Below are 24,158 nucleotides of genomic sequence, written 5' to 3' on the forward strand. Positions count from 1 at the left end.
ACGGTCCGTGATCGGTCGGAAACCGTCCCTGCGAGGGCCGCAGGCGACAGAAGTATTACTTTTCGGCGTGGCTGTTGTTCGGGCGCTTACCTTGGCTCTTCCTCAGGACAAGCACAACCACGAGCAAGGGTGCCGACGATGGCAGATCGCAACGAGGCGAGCCCGGTAAGCCCGGCGAAGGCGTTCCCCGACAAGTACATACCCCAGCCGCAGGTGCGCGACCTGCCGGCGCCGCCGCGCAACCAGTGGCGGCTGATCGGCCCGGGCATCGTCGCGGCGGGTGTCGGCCTGGCCACCGGTGAGTTCATCCTCTTCCCCTACATCACCTCCCAGGTCGGGTTGACCTTCGTGTGGGCAGCGCTGCTGGGCCTGGTCACGCAGTACTTCCTGAACATGGAGATCGAGCGATACACCCTGGCCACCGGTGAGACCGCGGTGACCGGCTTCAGCCGGCTGTGGAAGCACTGGGGCCTGGTCTTCGCGATCATGGCCCTCTTCGCCAACCTGTGGCCCGCGTGGGCGACGAGTTCGGCGACGCTGATCACCTACGCGATCGGCGGGGACAAATCCCTGGTGGCGGTGGGAATCCTGCTGCTGGTGGCGCTGATCCTCACCCTGGCCCCCGCGGTCTACACCGCGCTGGAGCGCGCGGAGATGCTCAAGGTCGCGGCGATCGTGCTGCTCATCGCGATCGGCGCGCTGTTCGTGATCGGCGCCGAGACCTGGCAGGCACTGCCCACCGTGGTCACGCAGCCCGGATTCCCCGCCGCCGAGCTGGGTTTCGCAGTGCTGATGGGCGCCCTGGCGTTCGCCGGTGCCGGTGGTGGCCAGAACCTCGTGCAGAGCAACTGGATCCGGGACAAGGGCTTCGGAATGGGCCACTACGTGCCGAAGATCGTCTCCCCGCTGACCGGAGAGACCGAGGCTCGCGGGCAGGCCGGGTTCATCTTCCCGGCCACGGACGAGAACATGGACCGCTGGAAGTCGTGGTGGCGCTTCGCCAACAAGGAACAGCTGATGACCTTCGTGCTCATCACGTTCCTGTCCATCATGTTCATGTCGCTGCTGGCCTACGGCACCGTGTTCGGCCACCCCGGGCTGGAGAACGACGTGTCGTTCCTGCGCATCCAGGGCGAGAAGATGTCGGCCATGGCCGGCGGCTGGTTCGGCTACTTCTTCTGGATCGTGGGCGCGTTCTCGCTGTTCGCGGCGGCCTTGGGCATCGTCGACTACACCTGTCGGCTCGCCGCGGACGTGCTCAAGACGAGTTACTTCCCGGACGTCTCCGAGAGCAAGGTCTACGCGATCCTGGTCTGGTCGCTGTGCGCCACCGGCATGGTCGTCATCGCCGTCGGCATGGGGCAGCCGCTGCTGCTGGCCATCATCTCGGCCTGCACCAACGGCGTCATGATGTTCATCTACTCCGGCCTGCTGATCGCCATCAACCGCAAGATGCTGCCCGCCCCGATCCGCGTCACCGGTGTCCGCCTCGGTGCGCTCGTCTGGTCGATCATCCTCTTCGGCGTGATGGCGGTCCTGACCGTCCACCAGCAGATCGACAAGCTGCTCGGCGGCTGAGCCCTCCGGCGGGAAGCCTCCGGTCACTCGGACCGGAGGCTCCGCCGCGCGGGGCCCGAATGCTCCACGTGCCAGCGCGGAGCGCCCGCCGGCACCTCCAGGATAACGCGCTCACCTGCGGGTTCGTCTATCTGCGAGCCGGGGTGAGTTGTCCTCGGCGGTCGAGCTTCTGCCACGGCAGACGGGCGCCCGCCAGCGCCGTGATCACCGACTGCACCACCACCAGGTACATCAGCTGCCGGTAGACGACCTGCTGCAGCGGCAGCGCCCACAGCGGGCGCAGCCGTTCGCCGTCCATCCGGAACGCGATGATCCCCGGCAGCAGCTGCATCGCGAGGAACCCCAGCCAGGTCAGGCCGAAGGTCCACGCCTCGGCGGTGAACAGCGCGAAGAACGCGGCCACGTCCACCACCGGGGCGATGACCTGCAGCACCACCTGGAACACCAGCAGGTAGGGCAGGCCGAGGCGGCCGAGCCTGCCGCCCGGACCGCGCTCCAGCACCGCGTGGCGGTGCTTCCAGGCGGCCTGCAGCGTCCCGTAGCACCAGCGGTAGCGCTGCTTCCAGAGCTGACCGGTGGTGGCGGGAGCCTCGGTCCACGAGATCGCGTGCTCCTCGTAGGCCATGTGCCAGCCGTCCCGCTCCAGTGCCATGGTCAGGTCGGTGTCCTCGGCCAGCGTGTCGTCGCTGACGCCGCCGACGGCCAGCACCGCGGAGCGCCGGAACGCCCCGAGCGCGCCCGGGATGGTGGGCGTGCAGCCCAGCATCTCGTAGACCCGGCGGTCCAGGTTGAAGCCGATCACGTACTCGATGTGCTGCCAGCGTCCCATCATGCTGCGGCGGTTGCCGACCTTGACGTTGCCGGAGACCGCACCCACCGACGGGTTGGTGAAGTGCGCGATCATCCGGGACACGGCGTCGGGTTCGAGGATGGTGTCGCCGTCGACGACCACCACCAGCTCGGAGCGGGCGGCGGCCAGTCCGGCGTTGAGCGCGGCGGCCTTGCCGGCGTTGCGCTGCCGGATCAACCTGACGTGCGGGTGCCGCCCGCGCAGCCGGTCGACGATCTCGGCGGTGCGGTCGGTGGAACCGTCGTCGACGACGATGACCTCCACCGGGTGGTCGGAGGCCAGGATCGTGCGCACGGTGGCGGCGATACCGGCCTGCTCGTTGTAGGCGGGAACGATGACGCCGACCCGCTGGCTGATCTGCCACGGAGGTGTCCAACGGCGCGAACGCCACCGTTGAACCGGGGCGAGGACCAGCACGAACACCGTGCGCAGGATGCCCAGCGCCGCCGCTGCCCACAGCAACGCGCGCAGCGCGTCGGCCAGCCAGGCCGACAGCACCACCACGCCGACGAACAGCGAACCCGCGACCCGGTCGAGCAGACCGGCCGGGACCGCGGTGCGGGGCAGGCCGAAGGTCGCGCCGACCGTGCCCACCTGCCGTCCGGTGTTGTTCAGCTCGGGCAGCAGCCGGTCGAGCGCTGCGACCATGTCGGCTCCTGCGGTGTCGTGCATCAGCAGCACCGTGCCGCGGTCGTCGCGCGGTGTGGCGGCGGCCAGCACCGCCTCGGTGCCCTGGCCGCGCCAGTCCTGCGAGTCCCGGTCGGGGACCACCACCTGGTGACCGTGGTTTCCGATGCGCAGCAACGAGTTCCACGCCGCCTCGTCGAGCGAACCGGAGGTCAGGTAGGGCGGTTGGGCGAGCGTCGTGGTGATCCCGGCGGCGCCGGCGAGGGCCAAGTCGGTGGACTTCAGCTCCAGCTGGATCCGCTGGGAACCGGCCTGCCGCAGGTCGGTTCGGGTGAGGGTGTGGTTGCCGACCTCGTGTCCGGCCTCGACGATCTCCCGGACCAGTCCGGGGTTGCGCGCCGCCTGCGCGCCGGTGACGAAGAACGTGGCGTGGACCTGGTGCCGAGCGAGGACGTCCAGGACCTGCGGCGTCCACTGCGGATCGGGTCCTTCGGCGAAGGTGAGCGCCACCGCGCGCGGCGGCACCGACCGCACGGTGGGTTCGCGCGGGTCGATCACCGACCCGTTGTCGGAGGCCGTTGGGGGGACGAACTGCCTGCTGCCGCTCGGCGTGCTCGTGGTTCCGGCGCGGCTGAGGAGCACGTCGAGGCCGAGCAGGCCGCAGATCGCGAGCAGCACCAGGCCGAGCAGCAGCCAGTGGGATCGAGGGGTTCGGGGTTTCGGGGTTCGGGGCAAGGGGTTTCCGAATCAGCGGATGGCTTCGGGGGCGGCGGGCAGTGGGGGAGCGGGGGTGGGCGAGTCGAGCATCGCGGCGGCCAGCAGCAGGGCGAGGCCGGCCAGCACGAGGCTGGTCAGCACGACGAAGCGCCGCACCGCGCGGCGCCGTCGGCCGCTGCGGTCGACGAACACCGGGTCCGCCGGGTGGTAGTGCCGTTGGAGCTGTCGGTCGGGGGACAGGCCGACGGTCTCCGCGCCTCGGTAGCTCGCGGGATCGGCGCGCTCGGTGCGCACCAGGACCGAGCCCGGGCGGCGCCGGTGCCGGTGCCGGGTTTGCGAGCCTTGCCGGGACGTCCGGGGGCCTCGGTAGGGCATCGGTACTCCGAATGTCGGGGTTGTCGTTCACTCGTTCTGGTGATCCAAGCTCGGTACGATAACGTTAAGGTCACTTTGATCCAAGGCGCGCTGGTTGTCGGGGTGGTGCGCGAGGTCACCCGACAACAGGAGTGAACACACGCGGTGAGGAAGTTCTTGCGGCGGGCGATCAGGTCGCTCGCGCTCGTCCTGGTCGTGCTCGCGACGATCGCGCTGGGCGTGACGAGCTACGTCGACCACGTGCTGACCCGGGTACCGGCGACCACCGACTACGCCGGACGCGTCGCGCCAGCAGGCGGCACCAACTGGCTGCTCGTCGGTTCAGACAGCCGCGCGGGCCTGTCGCAGGAACAGGAGCAGGACCTGGTCACCGGTGGTACCGCCGACGCCGCCGGTGCGCGCACCGACACGGTGATGCTGCTGCACATCCCGGCCGGCTCAGGGGCCCCGACGCTGGTCAGCCTGCCGCGAGACTCGGAGGTCGACATCCACGGCCACGGGCCCGACAAGCTCAACGCGGCCTACTCCAGCGGCGGTCCCGCGCTGCTCTCGCGGACCGTGGAGGAACGCACCGGGTTGCGCATCGACCACTACCTGGAGATCGGGCTCGGAGGTTTCGCCGGGGTCGTCGACGCGATCGGCGGCGTGCGGATCTGCCTGCCGCAGCCGATCGAGGACCCCAAGATCTCGCTGAGGCTGCCCGCCGGTTGCCGCGAGCTGACCGGGCCGCAGGCGCTGGGATTCGTGCGCACCCGAAACCTCGCAGGTGGCGACCTGCAACGCGCCGAGCACCAGCGTCAGTTCCTCACCGCACTGGTGGACAAGGCGACCAGCCGGGATGTTCTGCTCAACCCGCTGAAGTCGGTGCCGATGACCTGGCGGCTGGCCGACACGGTGACCATCGGCGATCCCGACCACCTCGACGACCTCGGGCAACTCGGTTACCAGGCGAGCCTGGTGGGCACCGGGCTGACCACCGCCTCGGTGCCGATCGGCGGCTCTGCCGAGGTGCCCGGCGTCGGGTCGGTGCTGCGATGGGACGAACCGCGAGCCGCCGCGCTGTTCGACGCCCTCCGCCACGACCGGCCGCTGCCGCCGTGACGCGCGGGCGGTCACATCTTCGCGGCGCCCTCCTTGATGGCCTCGCGGATGCGGAAGTACGTGCCGCAGCGGCAGATGTTGCGGATCGAGTCGAGGTCCGCCTCGGTGATCTGGCGTCCCCCGGCGGCAGCGCGCCGCACCAGGGCCACCGCCGCCATGATCTGGCCCGGCTGGCAGTAGCCGCACTGCGCGACGTCCTGATCCAGCCACGCCTGCTGCATCGGGTGCAGCTCGGCGTCGGCGGTGTCGGGCAGGCCCTCGATCGTGGTGATCTCGTCCTCGGCGGAGATGTCGCCGACCGAGACCGAGCACGGGTTGAACGCCTTGCCGTTGATGTGGCTGGTGCACGCCTTGCAGACGTTGATGCCGCAGCCGTACTTCGGCCCGGTCACGCCCAGCAGGTCGCGCAGCACCCACAGCACCCGCACGTCGTCGGCGACGTCGACGGTGACCTGTTCACCGTTGAGTCGAAAGGTGTGCTCAGGCACGAGAATTCCTCCAGGTCCTCACTGCGCGTAGCGCAGGCCGTCGGTGGGCGACTCCGGGATCGGCGGCACGTTCGGCTTCGGCTCGAACGCCAACGTGCCGTGGTTGATCGGGAAGCTCGTCGGGACCGAACCGGTCGCGCGGGCGTAGGCGCAGGCCACGGCCGCCATGGCCGAGGCGACCCCGAGCTCACCGGCGCCACCGGGCTTGCCGGTCGTCGGCGGCATGACGATGATCTCCAGCTCCGGCGGCGAGTTCCACTGCCGGGTGTAGAAGTAGTTGTCCCAGCTGGCTTCCAGGAAGTACCCGTCGGTCAGGTGCAGGCTGGAGGTCAGCGCGTTGGCGATGCCGTCGTTGATGCCACCCATGATCTGGGCCTCCAGGCCGCGCGGGTTGACCGCGAGCCCGACGTCCACCGCGCAGACCGCCTTGGTGACGCGCGGGCCGGCGACGGCGTCGCGGATCGGCCGGTTCACCGTCTCGGGGGTGCAGTCGATCTCCACCAGAGTCGCGATCGTCGCCCGGTACTCGGTGTGCACCGCGATGCCCTGCGCCGTGTTCTCCGGCATCGACCGGCCCCACCGGCCCGCCTCGGCGACCTGGTCCAGCACGGCCTTGAGCCGCTCCTCCTGCAGGTACCGCTGCCGGAACCGGTAGGGGTCCTCGCCCATCTTCGCGGCCAGCTGGTCGACGATCAGCTCCCGCGCGGTGGTGACGTCGGGGGAGTAGATGTTGCGCATGCTGCCGGTGTTGAAACCGCGATCGGTCTCGTTGAGCAGCTGCGTGGTCGCCCCGAAGCCGTAGGGCATGGTCTGGGTGTAGGTGAAGATGGTCTGCGAGAACGACGCGTCCGCGACCGGCAGCTTCGCCGCGCTGGCGGTGATGATCTCGCCGAAGCCGTGGCTGAAGTCGGTGAAGACGCTGGTGTGCCGCTGCTCGTAGCTGAGCACGCCGTCCCCGGCGACGCCCACCCGCACCCGCGAGGTCGCCATCGGGTGGGTGCGGCCCTGGCGGGAGTCGTCGGCGCGGTGCCACATCAGCTTGACCGGCTTGCCGATCTTGCGGGAGATCTCGGCGGCCTCCATGGCACCGTCGTTGAACAGCTTCCGCCCGAACGATCCGCCGCCTTCGGTGACGTGCACCTTGACCGCGTCGAGCGGAATCCCGTGCTGCGCGGCGATGGTCTCCTTGGTGACGATCGGGTTCTTCTGGGCCGACCAGATCTCGGCCCGGTCCCGCCGCACGTCGGCGATCGCGCAGTTGGTCTCCAACGCGCTGTTGCTGCGGAAGAAGAAGGTGAAGTCGCCCTCGACGCTGGACTCGCCCTTCGGCGCCGCCAGCGGGATCTCGGCCGCCCGCAACTCGTCGAGCACCGATGCGTCCGATTTGCCCTCGGCCGTACCGGGTTCCCAGTCGACCTCCAGCGCGCGCACGGCGTCGATGCACTGCCCGAAGGTCTCCGCCCGAACGGCGACGCCGGTCGAGATCGCGACGACGTCGGTGACGCCCGGCATGGTGGCCACCGCGTCGGTGTTGCGCACCGAACCCACCTCGCCGTTGAGCGTCGGCGGCCTGCACACCATCGTCGGCAGCGCGCCCGGGATCTTGAGGTCCATCGCGAACTTCTTCCGGCCCGTCACCGCGGCGAGCGCGTCCACGCGGTTGTGCGGGATCCCGATGACCGAGAAGTCCTCGTTCGCCTTGAGCCGCACCGGAACTTCCTCGGTGCGCACGCTCGCGGCCTTCGTGGCGAGCTCACCGATGCCGATGCTGTTGCCCAGCAGGTCGGTGATGATGCCCTGCTTGAGGCGCAGCGTCGCCACCGCCTGCTCCAGCTCGACGGCGGCGGCCTGCAGCAGGCGCCCGCGCGCCACGGCTGCGGCGACGCGGATCGGCGTGTAGGTCGACAGCGTGGTGCCGGAACCGCCGGTGATTTGGTTGAACACCAGCTCCGGCCGGGCGTCGGCGAGGGTGACGTGGACGTTCTCGACCGGCACGTCCATCTCCTCGGCGATCATCATCGCGGTGGAGGTGGTGATGCCCTGGCCGACCTCGGCGCGCGGCAGCTCGAAGGACACGGTGCCGTCGGTGTTCACCGTGACGGTGATGAGGTTCGCGGTGGGCGCGGCCGAGTACTCCAGCATGTCGCTGAGGTCGGCGATCTCGGCGATGGCGGGGGAGGGAACCGGTGGCAGCCCTTGGGCTTCCGCCGCCGGGGCGCGCAGGTTGAGATCGGCGGCGGCGACCAGCGTCGGCGCGGCCAGCACGTATCCGAGGAAACCGCGCCGTCCGACGGCGTGGGATTCGGCGGGCCGCGAAGGGGGCGGTGAGGATCGGTCTGCGGTCGTCATCTCGCTCCCCTTCCACCGGACGCATCCGCGGGTCCGGTAGCCGGAATGGTGGGCGTGACCTGGGAAAATCGATGTCCCAAGCCGTTCGAACAGCGGAACTGTAACGTTGAACGTTGAACAGGTCAACGGCTCGACCCTGGATCAAGATCACGATCACGTCAAGCGAGCAAAGTGCCTAATTCGCCGTCCGTTTCACGGCTCTCCGGGGGAGTCGAAACGCCGCCGAACGTCCTCGGCCACCTGAGGGTGCCCGGCCGCCTCGATGTACTTGGCGAAGCGGTGCGCGGTCAGCCTCCGCACGTTGTTTCGCTCACCGTGCAACCCGAGTTGATCGAGCAGCATACCCACGTGGTCCGACGGCGTAGGCAACCCACCGGCCAACTTCTTGAACACGCCGAAACCCACCGCCGCCAACAGCGGAACCACCACCCACCCAGGCCATTCCAGCAGTCAACCGAAGAACATCGGGATCGCCGCCGCGATCGCGAGTCCGATGTAGAGGGTCCGGTTCTCCTTGGTCATCGCACGAACTCCTCGGGTCGTGGGTAGGCGAAGTCCTGGTTCTGCAACCCCTGCGCCAGATCGATCAACTGCGACGGCGGGACAGCAGATCCCTCCTGATGACCTGGTCGCCACTGGCGGTAGGTGTGGCGCAGGGTCGGGTAGTTGTTCCAGGAGTGCTCCCGCAGCACCCGGTCGAAGTCCCGCTTGCCGAGGTCGACCCCCGTCGACTACTGCCGACTACTGCAGGGGGCGTTCGGCGACGAGTTCCACGAGGCGGTCGGCGGCCTCGGCGTCGGTGATGAGGGTGTTGACGATGCCGGAGCGCAGCACCGCGTCTATGGCGCGGGCCTTCGGGGTGGTGTAGCCGACGGCGATCACCTCCGGCACGGCCCGCAGCTGCTCGTGCGGGATCGCCAGGACGTGGTGGGCCAGGCCGGTGGACAGCGCGTTGCCGTCGGCGTCGAAGAGCCGGGCGGCGATCTCCGCGGTGGCGCCGCGCTGGCGGATCGACTCGCGTTCGGCGGGGCTCAGCGCGTCGTAGACGGTCGACTCGTTGGCCTGCCAGGCGCCGATGCTGACCACGGCCTTGGTCAGGTGCTGGAACTGCTCGAAGGTCTCGGCGATGCCGGGCTGGTTGCGCAGGATCTCGGTGGTGCGGCGGTCGGGGAGCACCAGCGGCCCGTAGATGGGGTAGGAGTCGCCGCCGCTGGCCGCGGCCACTCGGCCCACCGTTTCCACCGAACGGTCCCGCATGTCCATGCCCGCTTGGACGCCGCACAGCTGCACGATCGGGCACTTGGGCAGGCTGCGGATCGCCTCCGCCATGGCGTTGACCGATCGTGCCCAGGACAGGCCGATGACGTCGCCCGGAACCGTGATCTCGGAGAGGAGCTGGGCGGCGAGCACGCCCACTCGGCGGCGCAGCTCCGGCCGTTCGGCCTTCGATTGCGCTCGGTTGAGCACCAACACCCGGCGCAGGCCGTAGGCCGTGCGGAGTCGTTCGGACTGCTCCACGTCGACCGGGAAAGGTAACTCGAACGAGATCTTGATCAAGCCGTTCTCCTGGGCCGATGCCAGGATCCGGGCAACCTTGAAGCGGCTGATCCCGAACTCCTCGGCGATCTCCAGCTTCGAACTCCCAGCCACGTAGAACCGGTGCGCGATGGACGCCGCGGTCATGGTGTCGATCAGCCCGCTTCGCGGCCGAGGTGTGCTCATATGAGCACTATAACGTGAAAACTTGACCAGAGGTTGACGCAGTCACCAGTGAACCTCTTCAATGCGGGGCAAGTTCAGGGCAGAGTACAGCGCAGTTCGCTCATATGAGCGCTCTGGAGGCGGAGGTTAGATGCGCGCCGCGATCATTGACGAACCCGGATCCATCCGGGTCGGTGACGTACCGGATCCGGTACCGCGGGAGCGGCAGTTGGTGGTGAAAGTCGGGGCCACCGGGATTTGCGGCACCGACGTGCACATCGCCGACGGGCACTTCCCGCCGACGCCCTACCCGATCGTGCCGGGCCACGAGTTCGCAGGCGAGGTCGTCGAAGTGGGCCCGGACGTGCCGGGCGAGTGGAAGGTGGGCGACCGGGTCGCGGTCGACCCGTCGCTGTTCTGCGGCTACTGCACCCCGTGCCGCAACGGGCACGGAAACCTGTGCGCGAACTGGGGTGCCACCGGCGACACCGTCGACGGCGCGTTCGCCGAGTACGTCGCGGTGCCCTCGGCCAACTGCTACCGGATGCCCGAGGCGCTGAACTGGCAGCAGGGCGCCCTGGTAGAGCCGGTCTCCTGCGCGGTGCACGGCGTCCGCCAGATCGGCGTCGAGGCCGGCGAGAAGTTCCTAGTCATCGGCGCGGGCACGATGGGCCTGCTGATGCAGCAGCTGCTCCAGCGCGCGGGCGCGCAGGTCACCGTCGCCGACCGCAACGCGGCGCGGCTGCCGCGCGCGCGGCGGCTGGGCGCGGTCGCCGTCGTGGAGGACGCCACCGAGCTGGACTCCGACTTCGACGCCGCCGTGGACTGCACCGGCGCGGCCCCGGCCATCGAGACCGCGTTCGACAAGCTGCGTCGCGGCGGACGACTGCTGGTCTTCGGCGTCGCCCCGGCGGAGGCGCGAATCTCGTTGTCGCCCTTCCGCATCTACAACGACGAGATCAAGATCGTCGGTTCGATGGCGGTGCTGCACAGCTTCGGTCCCGCGCTGGACCTCATGGCGATGGGCGCGATCGACAGCGACGAGCTGCTGACCGATGCGCTGCCGCTGGAGGAGTTCGGCAAGGCGCTCGAACTCATGCGCAGCGGTGCCGGTCTCAAGGTCCAGGTCCTGCCGGGAGGTGCGGATGCCTAGGCGTTTAGGGCGCAGCCGAATACGGCTCGCGCTGCTGGCGATGGTCAGCCTGCTGCTGACCAGCTGCGCCGGCGCCGGTGCGATCGGTTCCGGCGGACGAACCCTGGTGATCGCGATCGTGTCCAACCCGCAGATGGAGGACGCGGTCGCGCTCAAGAGCGAGTTCGAGAAGGACAACCCCGGCATCAAGCTGAAGTTCGTGCAGCTGCCGGAGAACCAGGCTCGGGCGAAGATCACCGCCTCCACCGCCACCCAGGGCGGCGAGTTCGACGTGGCGATGATCAGCAACTACGAGACCCCGCAGTGGGCGGCCAACGGCTGGCTGGAGAACCTGCAGCCCTACATCGAGAAGACCCCGGGTTACGACGCGAACGACTTCATCCCCAGCATCCGGGACTCGCTGTCGCACCAGGGCTCGATGTACGCGGTTCCGTTCTACGGCGAGTCGTCGTTCCTGACCTACCGCAAGGACCTCTTCCAGCAGGCCGGGCTGACCATGCCGGAACACCCGACGTGGCAGCAGATCGCCGACTTCGCCGCGAAGCTGGACAACCCCGCCACCGGCGTCTCCGGGATCTGCCTGCGCGGCAAGCCCGGCTGGGGCGAGAGCCTGGCGCCGTTCTCCACGGTCGCCAACACCTTCGGTGCCCGCTACTTCGACGAGAACTGGAACGCCCAGATCACCTCGCCGGAGTTCAAGGCGGCGGCGAACTTCTACGTCAACCTGGTTCGCGAGCACGGTGAGGTCGGTGCGTCCAGCGCAGGCTTCTCCGAGTGCGGCACGCACTACGCGCAGGGACAGGCCGCGATGTGGTACGACGCGACGGTCATGGCCGGCACCAACGAGGACCCGGCCGAGAGCAAGGTCGTCGGCAAGAACGGCTACGTGGCCGCTCCGGTCGAGCGCACCGCCGAGGCCGGCTGGCTCTACACCTGGTCGCTGGCGATGCCCAAGGTCGCCAAGGACAAGGACGCGGCCTGGCAGTTCATGAGCTGGATGACCTCCAAGCAGTTCGTCAAGCAGGTCGGCACGACCTTCGGCTGGAACCGGGTTCCGCCGGGCGTGCGCAGGTCGACCTACGAGATCCCGGAGTACCAGCAGGCTGCTGCCGCCTACGCCAAGCCGACCCTCGACGGCATCGACAAGGCGCAGCAGTCCAACACGATGGTGAACCCGGTTCCGTACCCGGGGATCCAGTTCGTCGGCATCCCGGAGTTCCAGGACCTCGGAACCCGGATCAGCCAGCAGTTGTCGGCGGCCATCGCCGGACGGATCACCGTCGACGAGGCCCTGGAGCAGTCCCAGGAGTACGCCGAGTCCGTCGGCGAGTCCTACCGGGAGACGCGATGAGCCAAACGGTGGTCGAAGAAGTTCAGGCGCCCGTGGTGAACAAGAAGGAGACCACGGCGTCGAGCACCTGGCTGCGACGCGCGCCGCTGCTGCCCGCGCTGCTGTTCACGGTGCTGGTGACCCAGATCCCGTTCCTGATGACGGTGTTCTACTCGTTCCAGTCCTGGAACCTGGTGCGGCCGGGCTCGCGGCACTTCGTGGGCCTGCGCAACTACGTCGACGTCTTCGCCGACAGCCAGTTCCGCGGCGCGCTGCTCAACACCGTGGTGCTGACCGTGGTGTGCGTGTTCATCTCGATGCTGCTGGGACTGGGCCTGGCGATCCTGCTGGACCGGAAGTTCCTCGGGCGCGGTGTGGTGCGCACCCTGCTGATCACGCCGTTCCTGATCCTGCCCGCGGCGGGCGCGCTGCTGTGGAAGACCACGATGTTCGACCCCACCTACGGGTTGCTGAACTTCGTGTTCGGCGGTGACACCGACTGGCTGGCCGAGTACCCGCTGGCCGCGGTGATGACCCAGGTCATCTGGCAGTGGACGCCGTTCATGATGCTGCTGATCCTGGCGGGCCTGCAGGCGCAGTCCAAGGAGGTGCTGGAGGCCGCGTCGGTCGACGGTGCCGGCCGGTGGCGGACGTTCGTGTCGATCACGCTCCCGCAGCTGGCCCGGTACCTGCAGCTGGCCGGGTTGCTGGGGGCGATCTACATCGTCAACAGCTTCGACGCGATCTTCCTGATGACGCAGGGCGGTCCGGGCACCGCCAGCACCAACCTGCCGTACTACATCTACCAGCGAGCGTTCGAGGGCTTCGACATCGGCCAGTCCTCGGCGATGGGCGTCGTGGTGGTCATCCTGACCCTGATCGTGGCGAACTTCGCGCTGCGCTTGATGTTCCGGACCTTCGGCCTGAGCGAGGTGCGCTGATGCATACCGCGAACCCGATCGGCCGGTGGGCGCTGACCGCGTTCACCTGGGTCGTGGCGATCCTGTTCGTCTTCCCGCTGCTGTGGATGGTGGTGACCTCCTTCAAGGAGGAGGCCGACGCCTACACCGATCCGCCGAAGCTGCTGTTCACCCCGACGCTGACCCAGTTCGCCGGGATCCTGGAACGCGGATTCCTGCCGTACCTGGGCAACTCGGCGTTCGTGACGGTGGTGTCGACGTTGCTGGTGCTGCTGCTGGCGGTCCCGGCGGCCTACTCGCTGTCCATCGCGGCGGTGCCCGGCACCCAGGGCGTGCTCGGCTTCTTCTTGTCGACCAAGATGCTCCCGATCGTGGCGGCGATCATCCCGCTGTACGTCATCTCGCAGAACATCGGTCTGCTGGACAACGTCTGGGCGCTGGTCATCCTCTACACCGCGATGAACCTGCCGCTGGCGGTGTGGATGATGCGGTCGTTCTTCCTCGAAGTCCCCAGGGAGATGGTCGAGGCCGCGCGGGTCGACGGCGCACCGCTGCCGGTGCTGCTGTTCCGGGTGATCCTCCCGGTCGTGGCACCGGGCATCGCGGCGACGGCGCTGATCTGCGTGATCTTCTCCTGGACGGAGTTCTTCTACGCGGTCAACCTCACCGCCGCGCAGGCGGGAACGGTGCCGGTCTTCCTGGTCGGCTTCATCACCAGCGAGGGCCTGTACTGGGCGCAGCTGTCGGCGGCGGCCCTGCTGGCGTCGCTGCCGGTGATGGTCATCGGCTGGGTCGCGCAGAACCACCTGGTGCGCGGTCTGTCGATGGGCGCGGTGAAGTAGTCGCCGACCGCGGGGCCGCCGACGCGATCGGCGGCCCCGCGGACTCGGACCGGAGATGAGGATCACACGTAAGGACCCGGTTCGATGAATTAAGGACGTTGGTCCTAGCGACAGCGGTCAAACCTTCGGCATGCTGTGTGTGTCCGCCCGGTCACGGGCAGATGCATTTCGGAGGTTGCACGCTTGTTGGCTAGGGAGACGACGATGGAACAGACCAGGATCGGCGCTTCGGCAACGAACGCGGTCCCCAAACAGGCCGATACCGCCCCAGCGTCTGCTCCTCATGATGTCCCGGCACCTCGTTCCGCCGATGAGCTCAGCGGCCGTCCCCGCTTGATGATCAACCGAGGCAACGCCGCCGGGAGCGGTTTCGTGCTCCAGAACGACCGCACCACCATAGGTCGAGACACCATGTGCGACATAGTCGTGGACGACATCACGGTGTCCAAGCAGCACGCCGAGATCCGGCGCCGGGGCGACGCCTACGTGCTCGTCGACGGCGGTTCGCTCAACGGCACCTACCTCAACCGGCTCCCCGTCGACTCCGCCGAGCTGCACGAGGGCGACGAGATCTGGATCGGCAAGGCCCGCTTCACGTACCGAACCGGTCTGTGAGTCAGCGGACGACGGCCACGGCGCAGTCGGCGTAGTGCACCAGGGCGTGGCTCGTGGAGCCCAGCGTCGTGGAGCGCACGATGTGGCGTCCGCGTGAACCGATCACCAGGAGGTCGGCCTTCTCCGCGGCCTGGAGCAGCGCTTCGGTCGGGGGTTCGAGGCTGACCTCCTGGTGCATCTCGACGTCCGGGTTGGCCTGCTCCACACCCGCGACGCACTCGGCGAGCAGCCGCTGGTTGGCCTCGACGAAGTCGGACTCGTAGCGCCACCCCCGGTTCGGCGGCAGCGCGTCGGGTGCGCGGGTCGCGTCGGCCATCAGCGCGGTGAGCGTCGCCGAGTGCCGGTACGCGAGTTCGTGGGCGAAGGTGATCGCCTGCCCGCTGGTCTGCGAACCGTCCACACCGACCACCACCCGCCGGATCGGCCGGTCGGCCTCGGAGCCGCGCACGACCACCACCGGGACGTGCGCGTTCCGCACCAGCTCGCCCGCCGTGGACCCCAGCAGCACCCGCCGGGCGCGGCTCAGCGGCGGCGGGCCGAGCACCACCATCCCCATCTGGTCGGTCTCCTCGCGCAGCACCGACGCCGGATGCCCCATCTGCACCCGGGTGCGCACCAGCAACTCCGGGAACATCCGGCGGCACTCGGTGGCCAGCGCGGCGAGCTCCTGCTGAGCGCAGCCGTGCCGCATCACCGGCTGCTCGCTGGGCAGGTGGACGCGGGTGAGCTCCTCCAGCGGAACCGGGACGGCGCGGACCAGCAGCAACGCCTCGGTGCGGGACAGCGCCTCGCGGGCGGCCCAGCGCATGGCGAGCCGTCCGGCGTCGGAGTCGTCCACTCCGACCGCAACCGCGCGGTGCTCCTGCGTTCTCATCGCCGTCCAGCTCACCACGAGAAGCGCCGGAGGGCATGGTCAGCTCGAAGTCGCCGACTCCAGGTCGGCGGGACGCAGCGCGATGGTGGCGGTGAGGCCGATGAGACCGGTGAGCACCAGGTAGCCGCAGGCCAGCCACGGAGAACCGCCGCCGACGGCGATGAGCGCGGTGATGATCAGCGGCGTCAGCCCCGAGGCGTAGATGCCGGAGAACTGGTAGACGAACGACATCCCCGTGTAGCGGGAGCGCACCGGCGCCAGCTGTGCGTAGAGCGTGCCCTGGGGCGCGTAGAGCAGCGCGTGCACCACGCCCAGCACCCCGACGATGATCAACCCGCACAGCAGCACGTCACGGGTCTGGAAGGCCAGGAACGCCGGGTAGACCGAGGCGGCGAACAGGCCGGCGCCGAGCGCGTAGGCGCGGCGCGGCGTGATGCGGTCGCTGAGTCGTCCGAACACCGGCAGCAGCACGGCCAGCACGCCCGCGGCGAGCATCACCGACACCAGCACGCTGTTGCGCGGAAGGTGCAGGGTGGAGGTCGCGTAGGACAGGAAGAACACCGCCCAGGTGTTGAAGGCGGCGCCCTCGGCCCAGCGGGAGAGCAGGCCCAGCAGCGTGTTGCGGCGGGTGACCGGGTCGCGGAACAGCTCCACCAGCGGGGCCTTCGCGGCGCCCTGGGTCTGCCGCATCCGCTCGAACGCCGGGGTTTCGGCCACTCGCAGCCGGATCACCAGGCCGATGAGCACCAGCAGGATGCTCAGGCCGAACGCGATCCGCCAGCCGTAACCGAGGAACTGCTCGTCGTCGAGGACGTTGCCCAGCAGGGCGAACAGCCCGGTGCCCAGGCCGAGTCCGAGGGCGAGACCGACCTGAGGCCACGCGCCGTACCAGGCTCGCTTGCCGGGCGGCGCGTACTCGACGGCCATGAGCACCGCGCCCGCCCACTCACCGCCGATCGCCAGGCCCTGGACCACGCGCAGCAGCACCAGCAGCAGCGGGGCGAGCAGGCCCACCTGCTCGTAGGTCGGCAGCGCGCCCATCGCCGCCGTGGACAGGCCCATCAGCAGCATCGTGCTGACGAGCGTGCGCTTGCGGCCGATCCGGTCGCCGATGTGTCCGAAGAGGACACCGCCGAGGGGACGGGCGACGAACCCGACGAAGAACGTCACGAACGCCAGCATCGTCGAGACGGTCGGGTCGTCGGTGGGGAAGAACAGCTTGTCGAACACCAGGCTGGCCGCGGTGCTGTACAGGAAGAAGTCGTACCACTCGACGGTCGTGCCCATCAGGCTCGACACGATCACGGTGCGAACGTCCTTGCGCGGCACGGCGCGCACGTCAGGAGCAGGCTGCAGGCCCGCGGTCATCACTGCCTCCAGACGAGGTGCAGGGGAGGGGGAACACGCCTGGTCAGGCAGGTCGTGACCCGATTTCAACGGAATTCATCCCCCCGATTTCCATTGAATTCCGGGTCCTGATTTCCATTGAAATCGGGGACCTGCGGGACCGGGGAGGTGCGGGGAGTCCGGGGACGGGCCGAGAGGCCGGGTGCTCGGCGCGGGAGGTCGGACGCGGCTCGTCTACGCGGGCGTCAACGGCTCGGACACGCCGCGGACGCCACGCGGAGCAGGTCGACGTGGTGGCGCGTGGTCAGCAGTGCGGGAGGCAGCACGGGTCAGAGCGTCGCCGCCAGATGCCCGCGCGGTCAAGTGAAATCGAGGCAGTCCACTTGTTGGGAAGCGCGGTCCGTTCGTTGACATCGTCCTTCCGGCTGCCGAACGATGACGTTCGTGGAACCCCTGACCCGACGCCGCCACGTGGACTTCCAGCGCGTGGTGACGCAGGCGTGTCGCCGCTGACTGCTCCACCCGCTCAACCCGGTTCACAAGTCCACATCGGACTGATGGAGAAGCAGATGTCCTTGACGTTCCACTGGTTCCTGCCCACTTACGGCGACAGTCGCTACCTCGTCGGCGGCGGGCACGGCACGCCCACGCACACCGCGGGCGGCGCCCGCCCGGCGACGCTGGCCTACCTGGGGCAGATCGCGCGCAGCGCCGAGCAGCTCGGTTTCGAAGGCGCGCTGACGCCGACCGGTGCGTGGTGCGAGGACGCGTGGCTGTCGACCGCGATGCTCGCCGAGGTCACCGAGCGGCTGAAGTTCCTGGTCGCCTTCCGGCCCGGGCTGCTCTCGCCGACCCTCGGCGCGCAGATGGCCGCCACGTTCCAGCGACACTCCGGACAGCGGCTGCTGCTCAACGTCGTCACCGGCGGTGAGAGCCACGAGCAGCGCGCCTACGGCGACTTCCTGGACAAGGACGCCCGCTACGCGCGTTGCGACGAGTTCCTGGAGGTCGTGCGCGGTCTGTGGCGAGGGGAGCGGGTCGACTTCGCGGGCGAGCACGTCCGCGTCGAGGGTGCCGAGCTCACGCGCGTGCCCGACCCGGTGCCGCAGGTGTACTTCGGGGGTTCGTCCCCGGCGGCGGGCGATGTCGCAGCCAAGCACGCCGACGTGTACCTGACCTGGGGCGAACCGCCGGCCAAGGTCTCCGAGAAGATCCAGTGGATCCGCCAACTGGCCGCCGCCCAGGGCCGGACACCGCGCTTCGGCATCCGGCTGCACGTGATCAGCCGCGACACCAGCGAGCAGGCGTGGGCCGAGGCGCAGCGGTTGCTCGACGCCCTGGACCCGTCGGTCATCGAGCAGGTGCAGGCGGGGCTGGGTCGCAGCGAGTCCGAGGGTCAGAAGCGGATGCTGGAGCTGCACGAGGGTTCGACCTCGAAGCTGGAGATCTACCCGAACCTGTGGGCCGGGGTCGGTCTGGTGCGCGGGGGAGCGGGAACCGCTCTGGTGGGCAGTCACGCCGAGGTCGCCGAGCGCATCGAGGAGTACCACGCGCTGGGCATCGACGAGTTCGTGCTCTCCGGCCACCCGCACTTGGAGGAGGCGTACTGGTTCGGCGAAGGCGTGCTGCCGATCCTCGAGCGCAAGGGCCTCTGGCGGCACCCGGATCGGGCCGCAGCCGAACCGGTCCCGGCCAGCATCCCCTTCGCGGGAGCCCCGAGCGCGACGTCCTGAGCCGCACGCCCGCGACCGTGCTAGAACGTGGTTATGGGCAAGGGCGAGCAGGTGCGGGCGCGGTTGATCGACGCGGCGGTGCGCCTGCTCGCCGACGAGGGTCCGCAGTCGCTGCAGGCCAGGCGGCTGGCCCGTGAGATCGGCACGTCGACGATGTCGGTGTACCACTACTTCGGCGGCGTGCCGCAGTTGCTGCGCGGCGTTGCCGATGACGGTTTCCGCCGTCTGACCAACCGTCTCGACGCCGTGGCGACGACGGAGGACCCGGTGGCAGACCTGCTGCGCCAGGCGCTGGCCTACCGGGGTTTCGCCCGCGAGAGCCCGCACCTCCACGACCTGATGTTCGGCCTGTCCGCTCCGGCAGCGCATCCCGAGCCCGCGGACGGGGAGGCCGGCTGGCCCGCGGTGGCGTTCGGCAGGCTGGTCGGCGCCACCGAACGCGCCATCACCGCCGAACGGCTCGACCGGGCAGAGGCGGGTGACGTCGCTGCCCAGCTGTGGAGCGCGCTGCACGGCTTCGTCACCCTCGAACTCGCCGACCGCTTCGCCCACGACGACCCGCTGGCGGACGTGCTGGTGCCGCTGACCGCCAACCTGCTGCGCGGACTCGGCGACGAACCGGACGAGACCTGCACCTCGATCGGGTCCGCGTTCAGCTGACCTCGCCGTGGGCGACACGCGAAACCGCCCCTCACGCCGGACGGAGCTCGGCATTCCGGCGAAGGCGATCGCCGAGGCCATCGCCTTCGCCGTCGACCAGCCCGCGACCGTCGACGTCAACGAACTCGTCGTCCGCCCGACGGCCCCGGCGTGAGGGCTCAGCGCCGCAGGGACTTGATGACGAGTTGGCCGATGACGACGTAGACGAGCGCTGCCAGGCCGTAGTTGAGGACGACACCGAGCACCGCGTCGTCCGGCGTGAACACGTCACCGAGGCCCAGGACCAGCGTCTTGGCCAGGACGTAGACCACGGAGACGAACTCGTTGCCCTGGTTGGCGTCGAAGAGCACGAACAGCACGTGGAGCAGGAAGATCGTGAGGACCACGCTGACCACGACGCGGACGGTGTTCGCGATCCGGTCGGAGTTCTCCTCCCGGCGCCGGCGCTCCTCGTAGCGATCGTCGTGCGGGGGCTGGCCGTGCGGCGGGTACGGGCCGTGACCGTGCGGCGGGTAGGGACCCTGTCCCTGAGGCGGGTACGGGCCGTTTCCTCGCGGCGGGTACGGGCCGTGTCCGTGGGGCGACGGGTAATTCATGGGGCCGGATTGTGGTTGCGGGAGAGCGGTGGAAACAACCCCGCCCTGATAGCGGAGCGTGGAGATGATCGCCACGAAATGTGGCCCGCAACGTGAAGAACCGCCAGCAACCTGCGCGGGCCTGGAATTTCGTGAAGTTGCTCCGGGTAAACAATTTTGCGCGGGCAAGAGAAAGTTGTCAGCGCGTGATTCCGGAGTTCCCGCATCGTTGCCAGAAGTTGTGGGATTGCTCCTATTCGGACGGCATGATCAGCTGCCATGCTCGCTCGCCGCAGCAGCTCGGGAGTGCGCGAAATCCGTGCAGGACAACCAACTTCTTCGGATTGGCAGATGAACTACGCTCAGCAACAGATGGTGCACGCACGGCCACCTCATCACCGACCCAAACGACGCCGCCCGGGCCGCAAGATCCTGGCCGTTCTGCTGGTTCTGGTGCTGGCACTGGTCGGTTTCCTGATCTACGTGGACTTCTCGCTCAAGCGCGAGGCCGCACTTCCCACCTCCGGTGAGCGTCCCGCCGACGGCCCCGGCACCAACTGGTTGCTGGTCGGTTCCGACAGCCGCGAAGGGCTCGACGCCGACCGCCAGGCCGAGCTGGGAACCGGTGACACCGCGGGCCGGCGCACCGACACGGTGATGCTGGTGCACATCCCGCAGGCCGGCGGGAAGCCCACGATGGTCAGCCTGCCGCGCGACTCCTACGTCTCGATTCCCGGGCACGGCAAGGACAAGCTCAACTCGGCCTTCGCCTACGGCGGGCCGCCGCTGCTGACCCAGACCGTCGAGGCGTCGACCGGCGTGCGCGTGGACCACTACGCGGAGGTCGGCCTCGGCGGGTTCGCCGACATGACCGACGCGATCGGTGGCGTGGACATCTGCGTCAAGGAGCCGATGAAGGACCCCAAGGCCAACCTCGACGTGCAGGCGGGCTGCCAGGAGCTCGACGGCCCGCAGGCACTGGGCTACGTGCGCACCCGCGCCTCCTCGCGCGGCGACCTCGACCGCGTCGAGCGGCAGCGCGAGTTCCTCGCCGCGCTGACCGAGAAGGCGTCGTCCCCGGAGGTCTTCCTCAACCCGCTGCGCCTGTTCCCGCTGATCCTGGACACCTCCGGCGCGTTCCTCGTCGACACCGAGGACCACGTCTGGCACCTGGCGGGTCTGGCGTTCGCCATGAACGGGATCGCCTCCGGTCAGGGCGTGACCACGACGGTTCCGATGTCCGGCTTCGGCGAGACCAGCGATGGCGCGTCGGTGGTCAAGTGGGACCAGGACAAGGCTGAGACGCTCTTCGGCGCTCTCGCCAACGACACCGAAGTCCCGGCGGAAGTCATCGTCACGGGAATGTGAGTCGAACGCTCGGCGCCCGATCGGAAACAATTGTTCCGGTTGGGCGCCGATTGTTTTTCCGGAAGGAATTCCTCAGGTGTCGGCGGCGCACCGGAAACCGAGATTCCCGCTCGAACTGTCCGGTGAGTTGGACGTTCTCGCGGCGACCCGGTAGCGGTTGCAGTAGGAGTCGTGGCACAGGTACGAACCGCCGCGCATGGCGCGGTTGTCGGAACCGTCGGAGAAGCGGTCCGCGCACCACTCCCACACGTTCCCCGACACGTTGTGCAGTCCGAAACCGTTGGGTGCGAAGGAATCCACCGGAGCGGTGCCGACGTGACCGTCCTCGGCGGTGTTGCGCACCGGGAACCGGCCCTGCCAGATGTTGCAGCGGTGCTCACCGCCGGGCGTGAGCTCGTCGCCCCACGGGTAGCGGGCCTGGTCGAGGCCGCCGCGAGCCGCGTACTCCCACTCGACCTCGGTCGGCAGCCGCTTGCCCGCCCACTTGCAGTAGGCCGCGGCGTCGTGCCACGAGACGTGCACGACGGGGTGGTCCCAGCGGCCGTCCAGGTCGCTGCCAGGCCCCTCCGGGTGCCGCCAGTCGGCGCCGCTGACCCCGCACCACCACGGGGTCTGCTCCGGGCGGGGGGACTCCTTGCGCAGGTGCCCGGGCAGGAACTTGGCGAACACGTAGGTCCAGCCGAACCGCTCGGCCTCGGTGACGAAACCGGTGTCGTCGACGAACTCCGCGAAACGCGCGTTGGACACCGCGTGCGGGTCGATGGCGAACGAGGCCACGCGGACCTCGCGGACCGGTCCCTCGGCGTCGTCGGGGAACCCGTCGGGGTCCTCGGTGCCCATCCGGAACACGCCGCCGGGAAGCACCACCATGCCGGCCAGATCCCCGCTGCCCCGGGTGACCTGCTGCTCAGAACCGGTCGCCGGACCGGAACGAGACGGAGGACAACAGCCCGCCACCAACCACACCTCCCGCAGTCGAACGCTTCGCGCAGCGCGACGTTACCCGCGCGGCACCCGTTCCGGCCGCCGAGGACGGCCACCGGTGTGACGGCGGCAACTCCCGGGAACCAGCGGTTGACCGGAACCGACATCTCCCACGACCTCACCACGCGCGGACGGAGATGAGATGAGCACCGAGGCGCCCCCGGCAGCGGAACAGCGCGGCGGCCCCGCCGGAACGTGGGCGGCGCTGCGGCCGCTGGTCCTGCGGCTGCACTTCTACGCCGGACTGCTCATCGCCCCGTTCCTGCTCGTGGCCGCCTCCACCGGGCTGCTCTACGTGTTCACGCCGCAGCTGGAACAGCTGGTCCACGACCGGGAACTGCACGTGCCGGCGAGCCCGCGCACCGCTTCGGTGGACGACCAGCTCGCCGCCGCGCAGGCCGCGCACCCGGGTGCCTCGCTGATGTCCATCCGCCCGGCGCCCACCCCGACCGACACCACGCAGGTCATCTTCCACGCCCCGGACCTGCCGGAGAGCTTCCAGCGCACCGTGTTCGTCGACCCGCACACCACTGAAGTGCGCGGAATCCTGGAGACCTACGGCAGCAGCCAGGCGCTGCCGCTGCGCGCGTGGATCGACAACCTGCACCGCGGCCTGCACCTGGGTGATTTCGGCAGGCTCTACAGCGAACTCGCGGCCAGCTGGCTGTGGGTGGTGGTGCTGGGCGGGCTGCTGCTGTGGTTCCGGCGCCGCCGGACCTCCCGCAAGCGGCTCGTGGTCCCCGAGCCCGGCGCCACCGGGCGCAAGCGGCTGCTGTCCTGGCACGGCACGATCGGCACCTGCATCGCGCTGGGCCTGCTGTTCCTGTCGGCCACCGGGCTGACCTGGTCGAACTACGCCGGAGCGAACGTCACCCAGCTCCGCGAGGTGCTGGCCTGGGAGACCCCGACCGTGTCCACCGACGTGGTCGCTCCCGAGCACCAGGGCCACCACGGTCACCACGGGCACACCGCGCACACCGGCGGCGACGTCGGTCCGGAACGGGTGCTGCGCGCCGCCGAGGCGCAGGGCGTGACCGGGCCGGTCGAGCTGACCCCGCCGACCTCGGGCGGGGCCTACGTGGTGCAGCAGGTGCAGCGGCACTGGCCGACCGAGCAGGACTCGGTCGCCGTCGACGCCGCCAGCGGGCAGGTCACCGCGACGCTGCGCTTCGCCGACTGGCCGGTGATGGCGAAGCTGGCGCGCTGGGGCGTCGACGCGCACATGGGCCTGCTGTTCGGCCTGGTCAACCAGCTGGTGCTGGCGGCGCTGATGGTCGCGCTGCTGGTCACCATCGTCCTCGGCTACCGGATGTGGTGGCGGCGCCGTCCGGCCGGTGCCTTCGGCGCTCCGGTCGCGCGCGGCGCCTGGCGGCAGGCGCCGTTGCGCGTGCTGCTGCCGCTGGGGGCGGTGACGCTGGTGGTGGCGTTCTTCCTGCCGCTGCTGGGCGTTTCGCTGCTGGCGTTCCTGGTCCTGGACGCCGCGCTGGGCCGCTGGCGGAGCGCGCGGAGCTGAGGCGCGCGCCTAACGTGACGTTCGTCATCCGCTTAGCGTTCCCGCAGGTGGACCGGCCTCTCGCGATCTCGCCCGCGAAAATCGTTTGACCAGCGTGGATGATGGGAAACATCGCGTGCGTTGGTGCCGGGTGTTCGCGCCGTCGCATCCCGTCGCGACGGAATGCCCTGTCGGATCAGGGCGTTAAGCTGGATCGGAGCTCTGGGGGGACGAGCATGCTTGTGAGGGGACGGTTCACGTGACTCCCCGGCACCGGATCATCTGACCGTCGGCAGGCCACCGGCCGCGCCCGAAACCGTCGCGGACCCCACCGACGCGTGGGTCGACCCGACACGTGATCCGGGCTTCCACCGCCCGAGCGCCAGAACTGCATGCCGCAACGCCGTCGGCGATGTCGGCGAATCCGGCCGGTACCCCCGGCCGGGAGGACAACGGCCGTGACCAAGGCCCCACACGAG

Annotated in this window: 23 protein-coding genes and 1 pseudogene; 12 read left to right on the plus strand and 12 right to left on the minus strand. The window is 69.3% G+C overall.

The window, feature by feature from the left end; translation table 11 throughout:
* Nucleotides 1-138: 138 nt before the first annotated feature.
* Nucleotides 139-1,578, plus strand: coding sequence for an Nramp family divalent metal transporter (locus AB0J91_RS13915; RefSeq protein ID WP_363867985.1), 1,440 nt, complete (start codon nucleotides 139-141; stop codon nucleotides 1,576-1,578).
* 127 nt (nucleotides 1,579-1,705) lie between these two features.
* Here AB0J91_RS13915 and AB0J91_RS13920 read toward each other — a convergent pair whose 3' ends face one another.
* Both AB0J91_RS13920 and AB0J91_RS13925 read right to left on the minus strand, forming a co-directional pair.
* The gene (locus AB0J91_RS13920; RefSeq protein ID WP_363867988.1) at nucleotides 1,706-3,790 is read right to left on the minus strand and encodes a glycosyltransferase; all 2,085 of its coding nucleotides are present in this window, start codon (nucleotides 3,788-3,790) and stop codon (nucleotides 1,706-1,708) included.
* 12 nt (nucleotides 3,791-3,802) lie between these two features.
* Nucleotides 3,803-4,147 carry a hypothetical protein gene (locus AB0J91_RS13925; protein ID WP_363867991.1) on the minus strand — a complete coding sequence of 115 codons (345 nt, stop codon included), beginning with the start codon at nucleotides 4,145-4,147 and terminating at the stop codon, nucleotides 3,803-3,805.
* 144 nt (nucleotides 4,148-4,291) lie between these two features.
* Here AB0J91_RS13925 and AB0J91_RS13930 point away from each other — a divergent pair, with 144 nt between their 5' ends.
* Nucleotides 4,292-5,248, plus strand: coding sequence for an LCP family protein (locus AB0J91_RS13930; RefSeq protein WP_363867994.1), 957 nt, complete (start codon nucleotides 4,292-4,294; stop codon nucleotides 5,246-5,248).
* An 11-nt stretch (nucleotides 5,249-5,259) separates the two neighbouring features.
* On the opposite strand, the gene AB0J91_RS13935 is transcribed toward AB0J91_RS13930, so the two are convergent.
* The 5 genes from AB0J91_RS13935 to AB0J91_RS13955 all read right to left on the minus strand — a co-directional run bounded on the left by AB0J91_RS13935 (nucleotide 5,260) and on the right by AB0J91_RS13955 (nucleotide 9,807).
* Nucleotides 5,260-5,736, minus strand: coding sequence for a 2Fe-2S iron-sulfur cluster-binding protein (locus AB0J91_RS13935; RefSeq protein WP_363790899.1), 477 nt, complete (start codon nucleotides 5,734-5,736; stop codon nucleotides 5,260-5,262).
* A gap of 18 nt (nucleotides 5,737-5,754) precedes the next feature.
* Nucleotides 5,755-8,085, minus strand: a complete 2,331-nt coding sequence (locus tag AB0J91_RS13940) for a molybdopterin cofactor-binding domain-containing protein (protein ID WP_363867997.1) — start codon at nucleotides 8,083-8,085, stop codon at nucleotides 5,755-5,757.
* A gap of 192 nt (nucleotides 8,086-8,277) precedes the next feature.
* On the minus strand, nucleotides 8,278-8,514 hold the full coding sequence (locus AB0J91_RS13945) for a hypothetical protein (protein ID WP_363868000.1): 237 nt from the start codon (nucleotides 8,512-8,514) through the stop codon (nucleotides 8,278-8,280).
* An 89-nt stretch (nucleotides 8,515-8,603) separates the two neighbouring features.
* The gene (locus AB0J91_RS13950) at nucleotides 8,604-8,777 is read right to left on the minus strand and encodes a hypothetical protein (RefSeq protein WP_363868003.1); all 174 of its coding nucleotides are present in this window, start codon (nucleotides 8,775-8,777) and stop codon (nucleotides 8,604-8,606) included.
* A 49-nt stretch (nucleotides 8,778-8,826) separates the two neighbouring features.
* Nucleotides 8,827-9,807, minus strand: coding sequence for a sugar-binding domain-containing protein (locus tag AB0J91_RS13955; protein WP_363868005.1), 981 nt, complete (start codon nucleotides 9,805-9,807; stop codon nucleotides 8,827-8,829).
* A 130-nt stretch (nucleotides 9,808-9,937) separates the two neighbouring features.
* On the opposite strand from AB0J91_RS13955, the gene AB0J91_RS13960 reads away from it, so the two are divergent.
* The 5 genes from AB0J91_RS13960 (at nucleotide 9,938) to AB0J91_RS13980 (ending at nucleotide 14,646) form a co-directional block, all read left to right on the plus strand.
* A complete protein-coding gene (locus AB0J91_RS13960; protein WP_363790907.1) occupies nucleotides 9,938-10,939 on the plus strand; it encodes a zinc-dependent alcohol dehydrogenase family protein in 1,002 nt (333 codons plus the stop codon).
* The gene (locus AB0J91_RS13965; RefSeq protein WP_363868008.1) at nucleotides 10,932-12,290 is read left to right on the plus strand and encodes a sugar ABC transporter substrate-binding protein; all 1,359 of its coding nucleotides are present in this window, start codon (nucleotides 10,932-10,934) and stop codon (nucleotides 12,288-12,290) included. Before AB0J91_RS13960 ends, AB0J91_RS13965 begins: the two co-directional genes overlap by 8 nt.
* Entirely contained in the window at nucleotides 12,287-13,210 is a 924-nt protein-coding gene (locus AB0J91_RS13970) for a sugar ABC transporter permease (protein WP_363790911.1), read from the plus strand. The genes AB0J91_RS13965 and AB0J91_RS13970 overlap by 4 nt, the downstream gene beginning before the upstream one ends.
* Nucleotides 13,210-14,031: a carbohydrate ABC transporter permease gene (locus tag AB0J91_RS13975; protein WP_132685497.1), complete on the plus strand. Its 822-nt coding sequence runs from the start codon at nucleotides 13,210-13,212 to the stop codon at nucleotides 14,029-14,031. The genes AB0J91_RS13970 and AB0J91_RS13975 overlap by 1 nt, the downstream gene beginning before the upstream one ends.
* 336 nt (nucleotides 14,032-14,367) lie before the next feature.
* Nucleotides 14,368-14,646 carry an FHA domain-containing protein gene (locus tag AB0J91_RS13980; protein ID WP_363790915.1) on the plus strand — a complete coding sequence of 93 codons (279 nt, stop codon included), beginning with the start codon at nucleotides 14,368-14,370 and terminating at the stop codon, nucleotides 14,644-14,646.
* A 1-nt stretch (nucleotide 14,647) separates the two neighbouring features.
* On the opposite strand, the gene AB0J91_RS13985 is transcribed toward AB0J91_RS13980, so the two are convergent.
* From AB0J91_RS13985 to AB0J91_RS13995, 3 genes are all read right to left on the minus strand, one after another.
* Nucleotides 14,648-15,520 (minus strand): universal stress protein, encoded by an 873-nt coding sequence (locus AB0J91_RS13985; protein ID WP_363868011.1) that lies wholly within the window; start codon nucleotides 15,518-15,520, stop codon nucleotides 14,648-14,650.
* A 39-nt stretch (nucleotides 15,521-15,559) separates the two neighbouring features.
* Entirely contained in the window at nucleotides 15,560-16,888 is a 1,329-nt protein-coding gene (locus tag AB0J91_RS13990; protein WP_363868014.1) for an MFS transporter, read from the minus strand.
* Nucleotides 16,889-17,112: 224 nt separating this feature from the next.
* Nucleotides 17,113-17,193, minus strand: a complete 81-nt coding sequence (locus AB0J91_RS13995) for a putative leader peptide (protein WP_363868135.1) — start codon at nucleotides 17,191-17,193, stop codon at nucleotides 17,113-17,115.
* A gap of 243 nt (nucleotides 17,194-17,436) precedes the next feature.
* On the opposite strand from AB0J91_RS13995, the gene AB0J91_RS14000 reads away from it, so the two are divergent.
* The 3 genes and pseudogenes from AB0J91_RS14000 to AB0J91_RS14010 form a co-directional block, all read left to right on the plus strand.
* Nucleotides 17,437-18,600, plus strand: coding sequence for an LLM class flavin-dependent oxidoreductase (locus tag AB0J91_RS14000; protein WP_363868017.1), 1,164 nt, complete (start codon nucleotides 17,437-17,439; stop codon nucleotides 18,598-18,600).
* A 33-nt stretch (nucleotides 18,601-18,633) separates the two neighbouring features.
* Nucleotides 18,634-19,260, plus strand: a complete 627-nt coding sequence (locus tag AB0J91_RS14005) for a TetR/AcrR family transcriptional regulator (protein ID WP_363868020.1) — start codon at nucleotides 18,634-18,636, stop codon at nucleotides 19,258-19,260.
* A gap of 52 nt (nucleotides 19,261-19,312) precedes the next feature.
* Nucleotides 19,313-19,414, plus strand: a pseudogene (locus tag AB0J91_RS14010) (oxidoreductase); the annotation flags it as partial.
* A gap of 4 nt (nucleotides 19,415-19,418) precedes the next feature.
* On the opposite strand, the gene AB0J91_RS14015 reads toward AB0J91_RS14010, so the two are convergent.
* Entirely contained in the window at nucleotides 19,419-19,856 is a 438-nt protein-coding gene (locus AB0J91_RS14015; protein ID WP_363868023.1) for a hypothetical protein, read from the minus strand.
* A 330-nt stretch (nucleotides 19,857-20,186) separates the two neighbouring features.
* Between AB0J91_RS14015 and AB0J91_RS14020 the strand changes: the two genes are divergently transcribed.
* Entirely contained in the window at nucleotides 20,187-21,203 is a 1,017-nt protein-coding gene (locus AB0J91_RS14020; protein WP_363790927.1) for an LCP family protein, read from the plus strand.
* Nucleotides 21,204-21,275: 72 nt separating this feature from the next.
* On the opposite strand, the gene AB0J91_RS14025 is transcribed toward AB0J91_RS14020, so the two are convergent.
* Nucleotides 21,276-22,073 (minus strand): formylglycine-generating enzyme family protein, encoded by a 798-nt coding sequence (locus tag AB0J91_RS14025; RefSeq protein ID WP_363868026.1) that lies wholly within the window; start codon nucleotides 22,071-22,073, stop codon nucleotides 21,276-21,278.
* A gap of 256 nt (nucleotides 22,074-22,329) precedes the next feature.
* On the opposite strand from AB0J91_RS14025, the gene AB0J91_RS14030 reads away from it, so the two are divergent.
* Entirely contained in the window at nucleotides 22,330-23,700 is a 1,371-nt protein-coding gene (locus tag AB0J91_RS14030) for a PepSY domain-containing protein (RefSeq protein WP_363868029.1), read from the plus strand.
* Nucleotides 23,701-24,158 lie beyond the last annotated feature (458 nt).

Origin of the sequence: Saccharopolyspora sp. NPDC049357, from assembly GCF_040677225.1 — a bacterium.
In the GTDB taxonomy this organism is placed as follows: Bacteria; Actinomycetota; Actinomycetes; order Mycobacteriales; family Pseudonocardiaceae; genus Saccharopolyspora.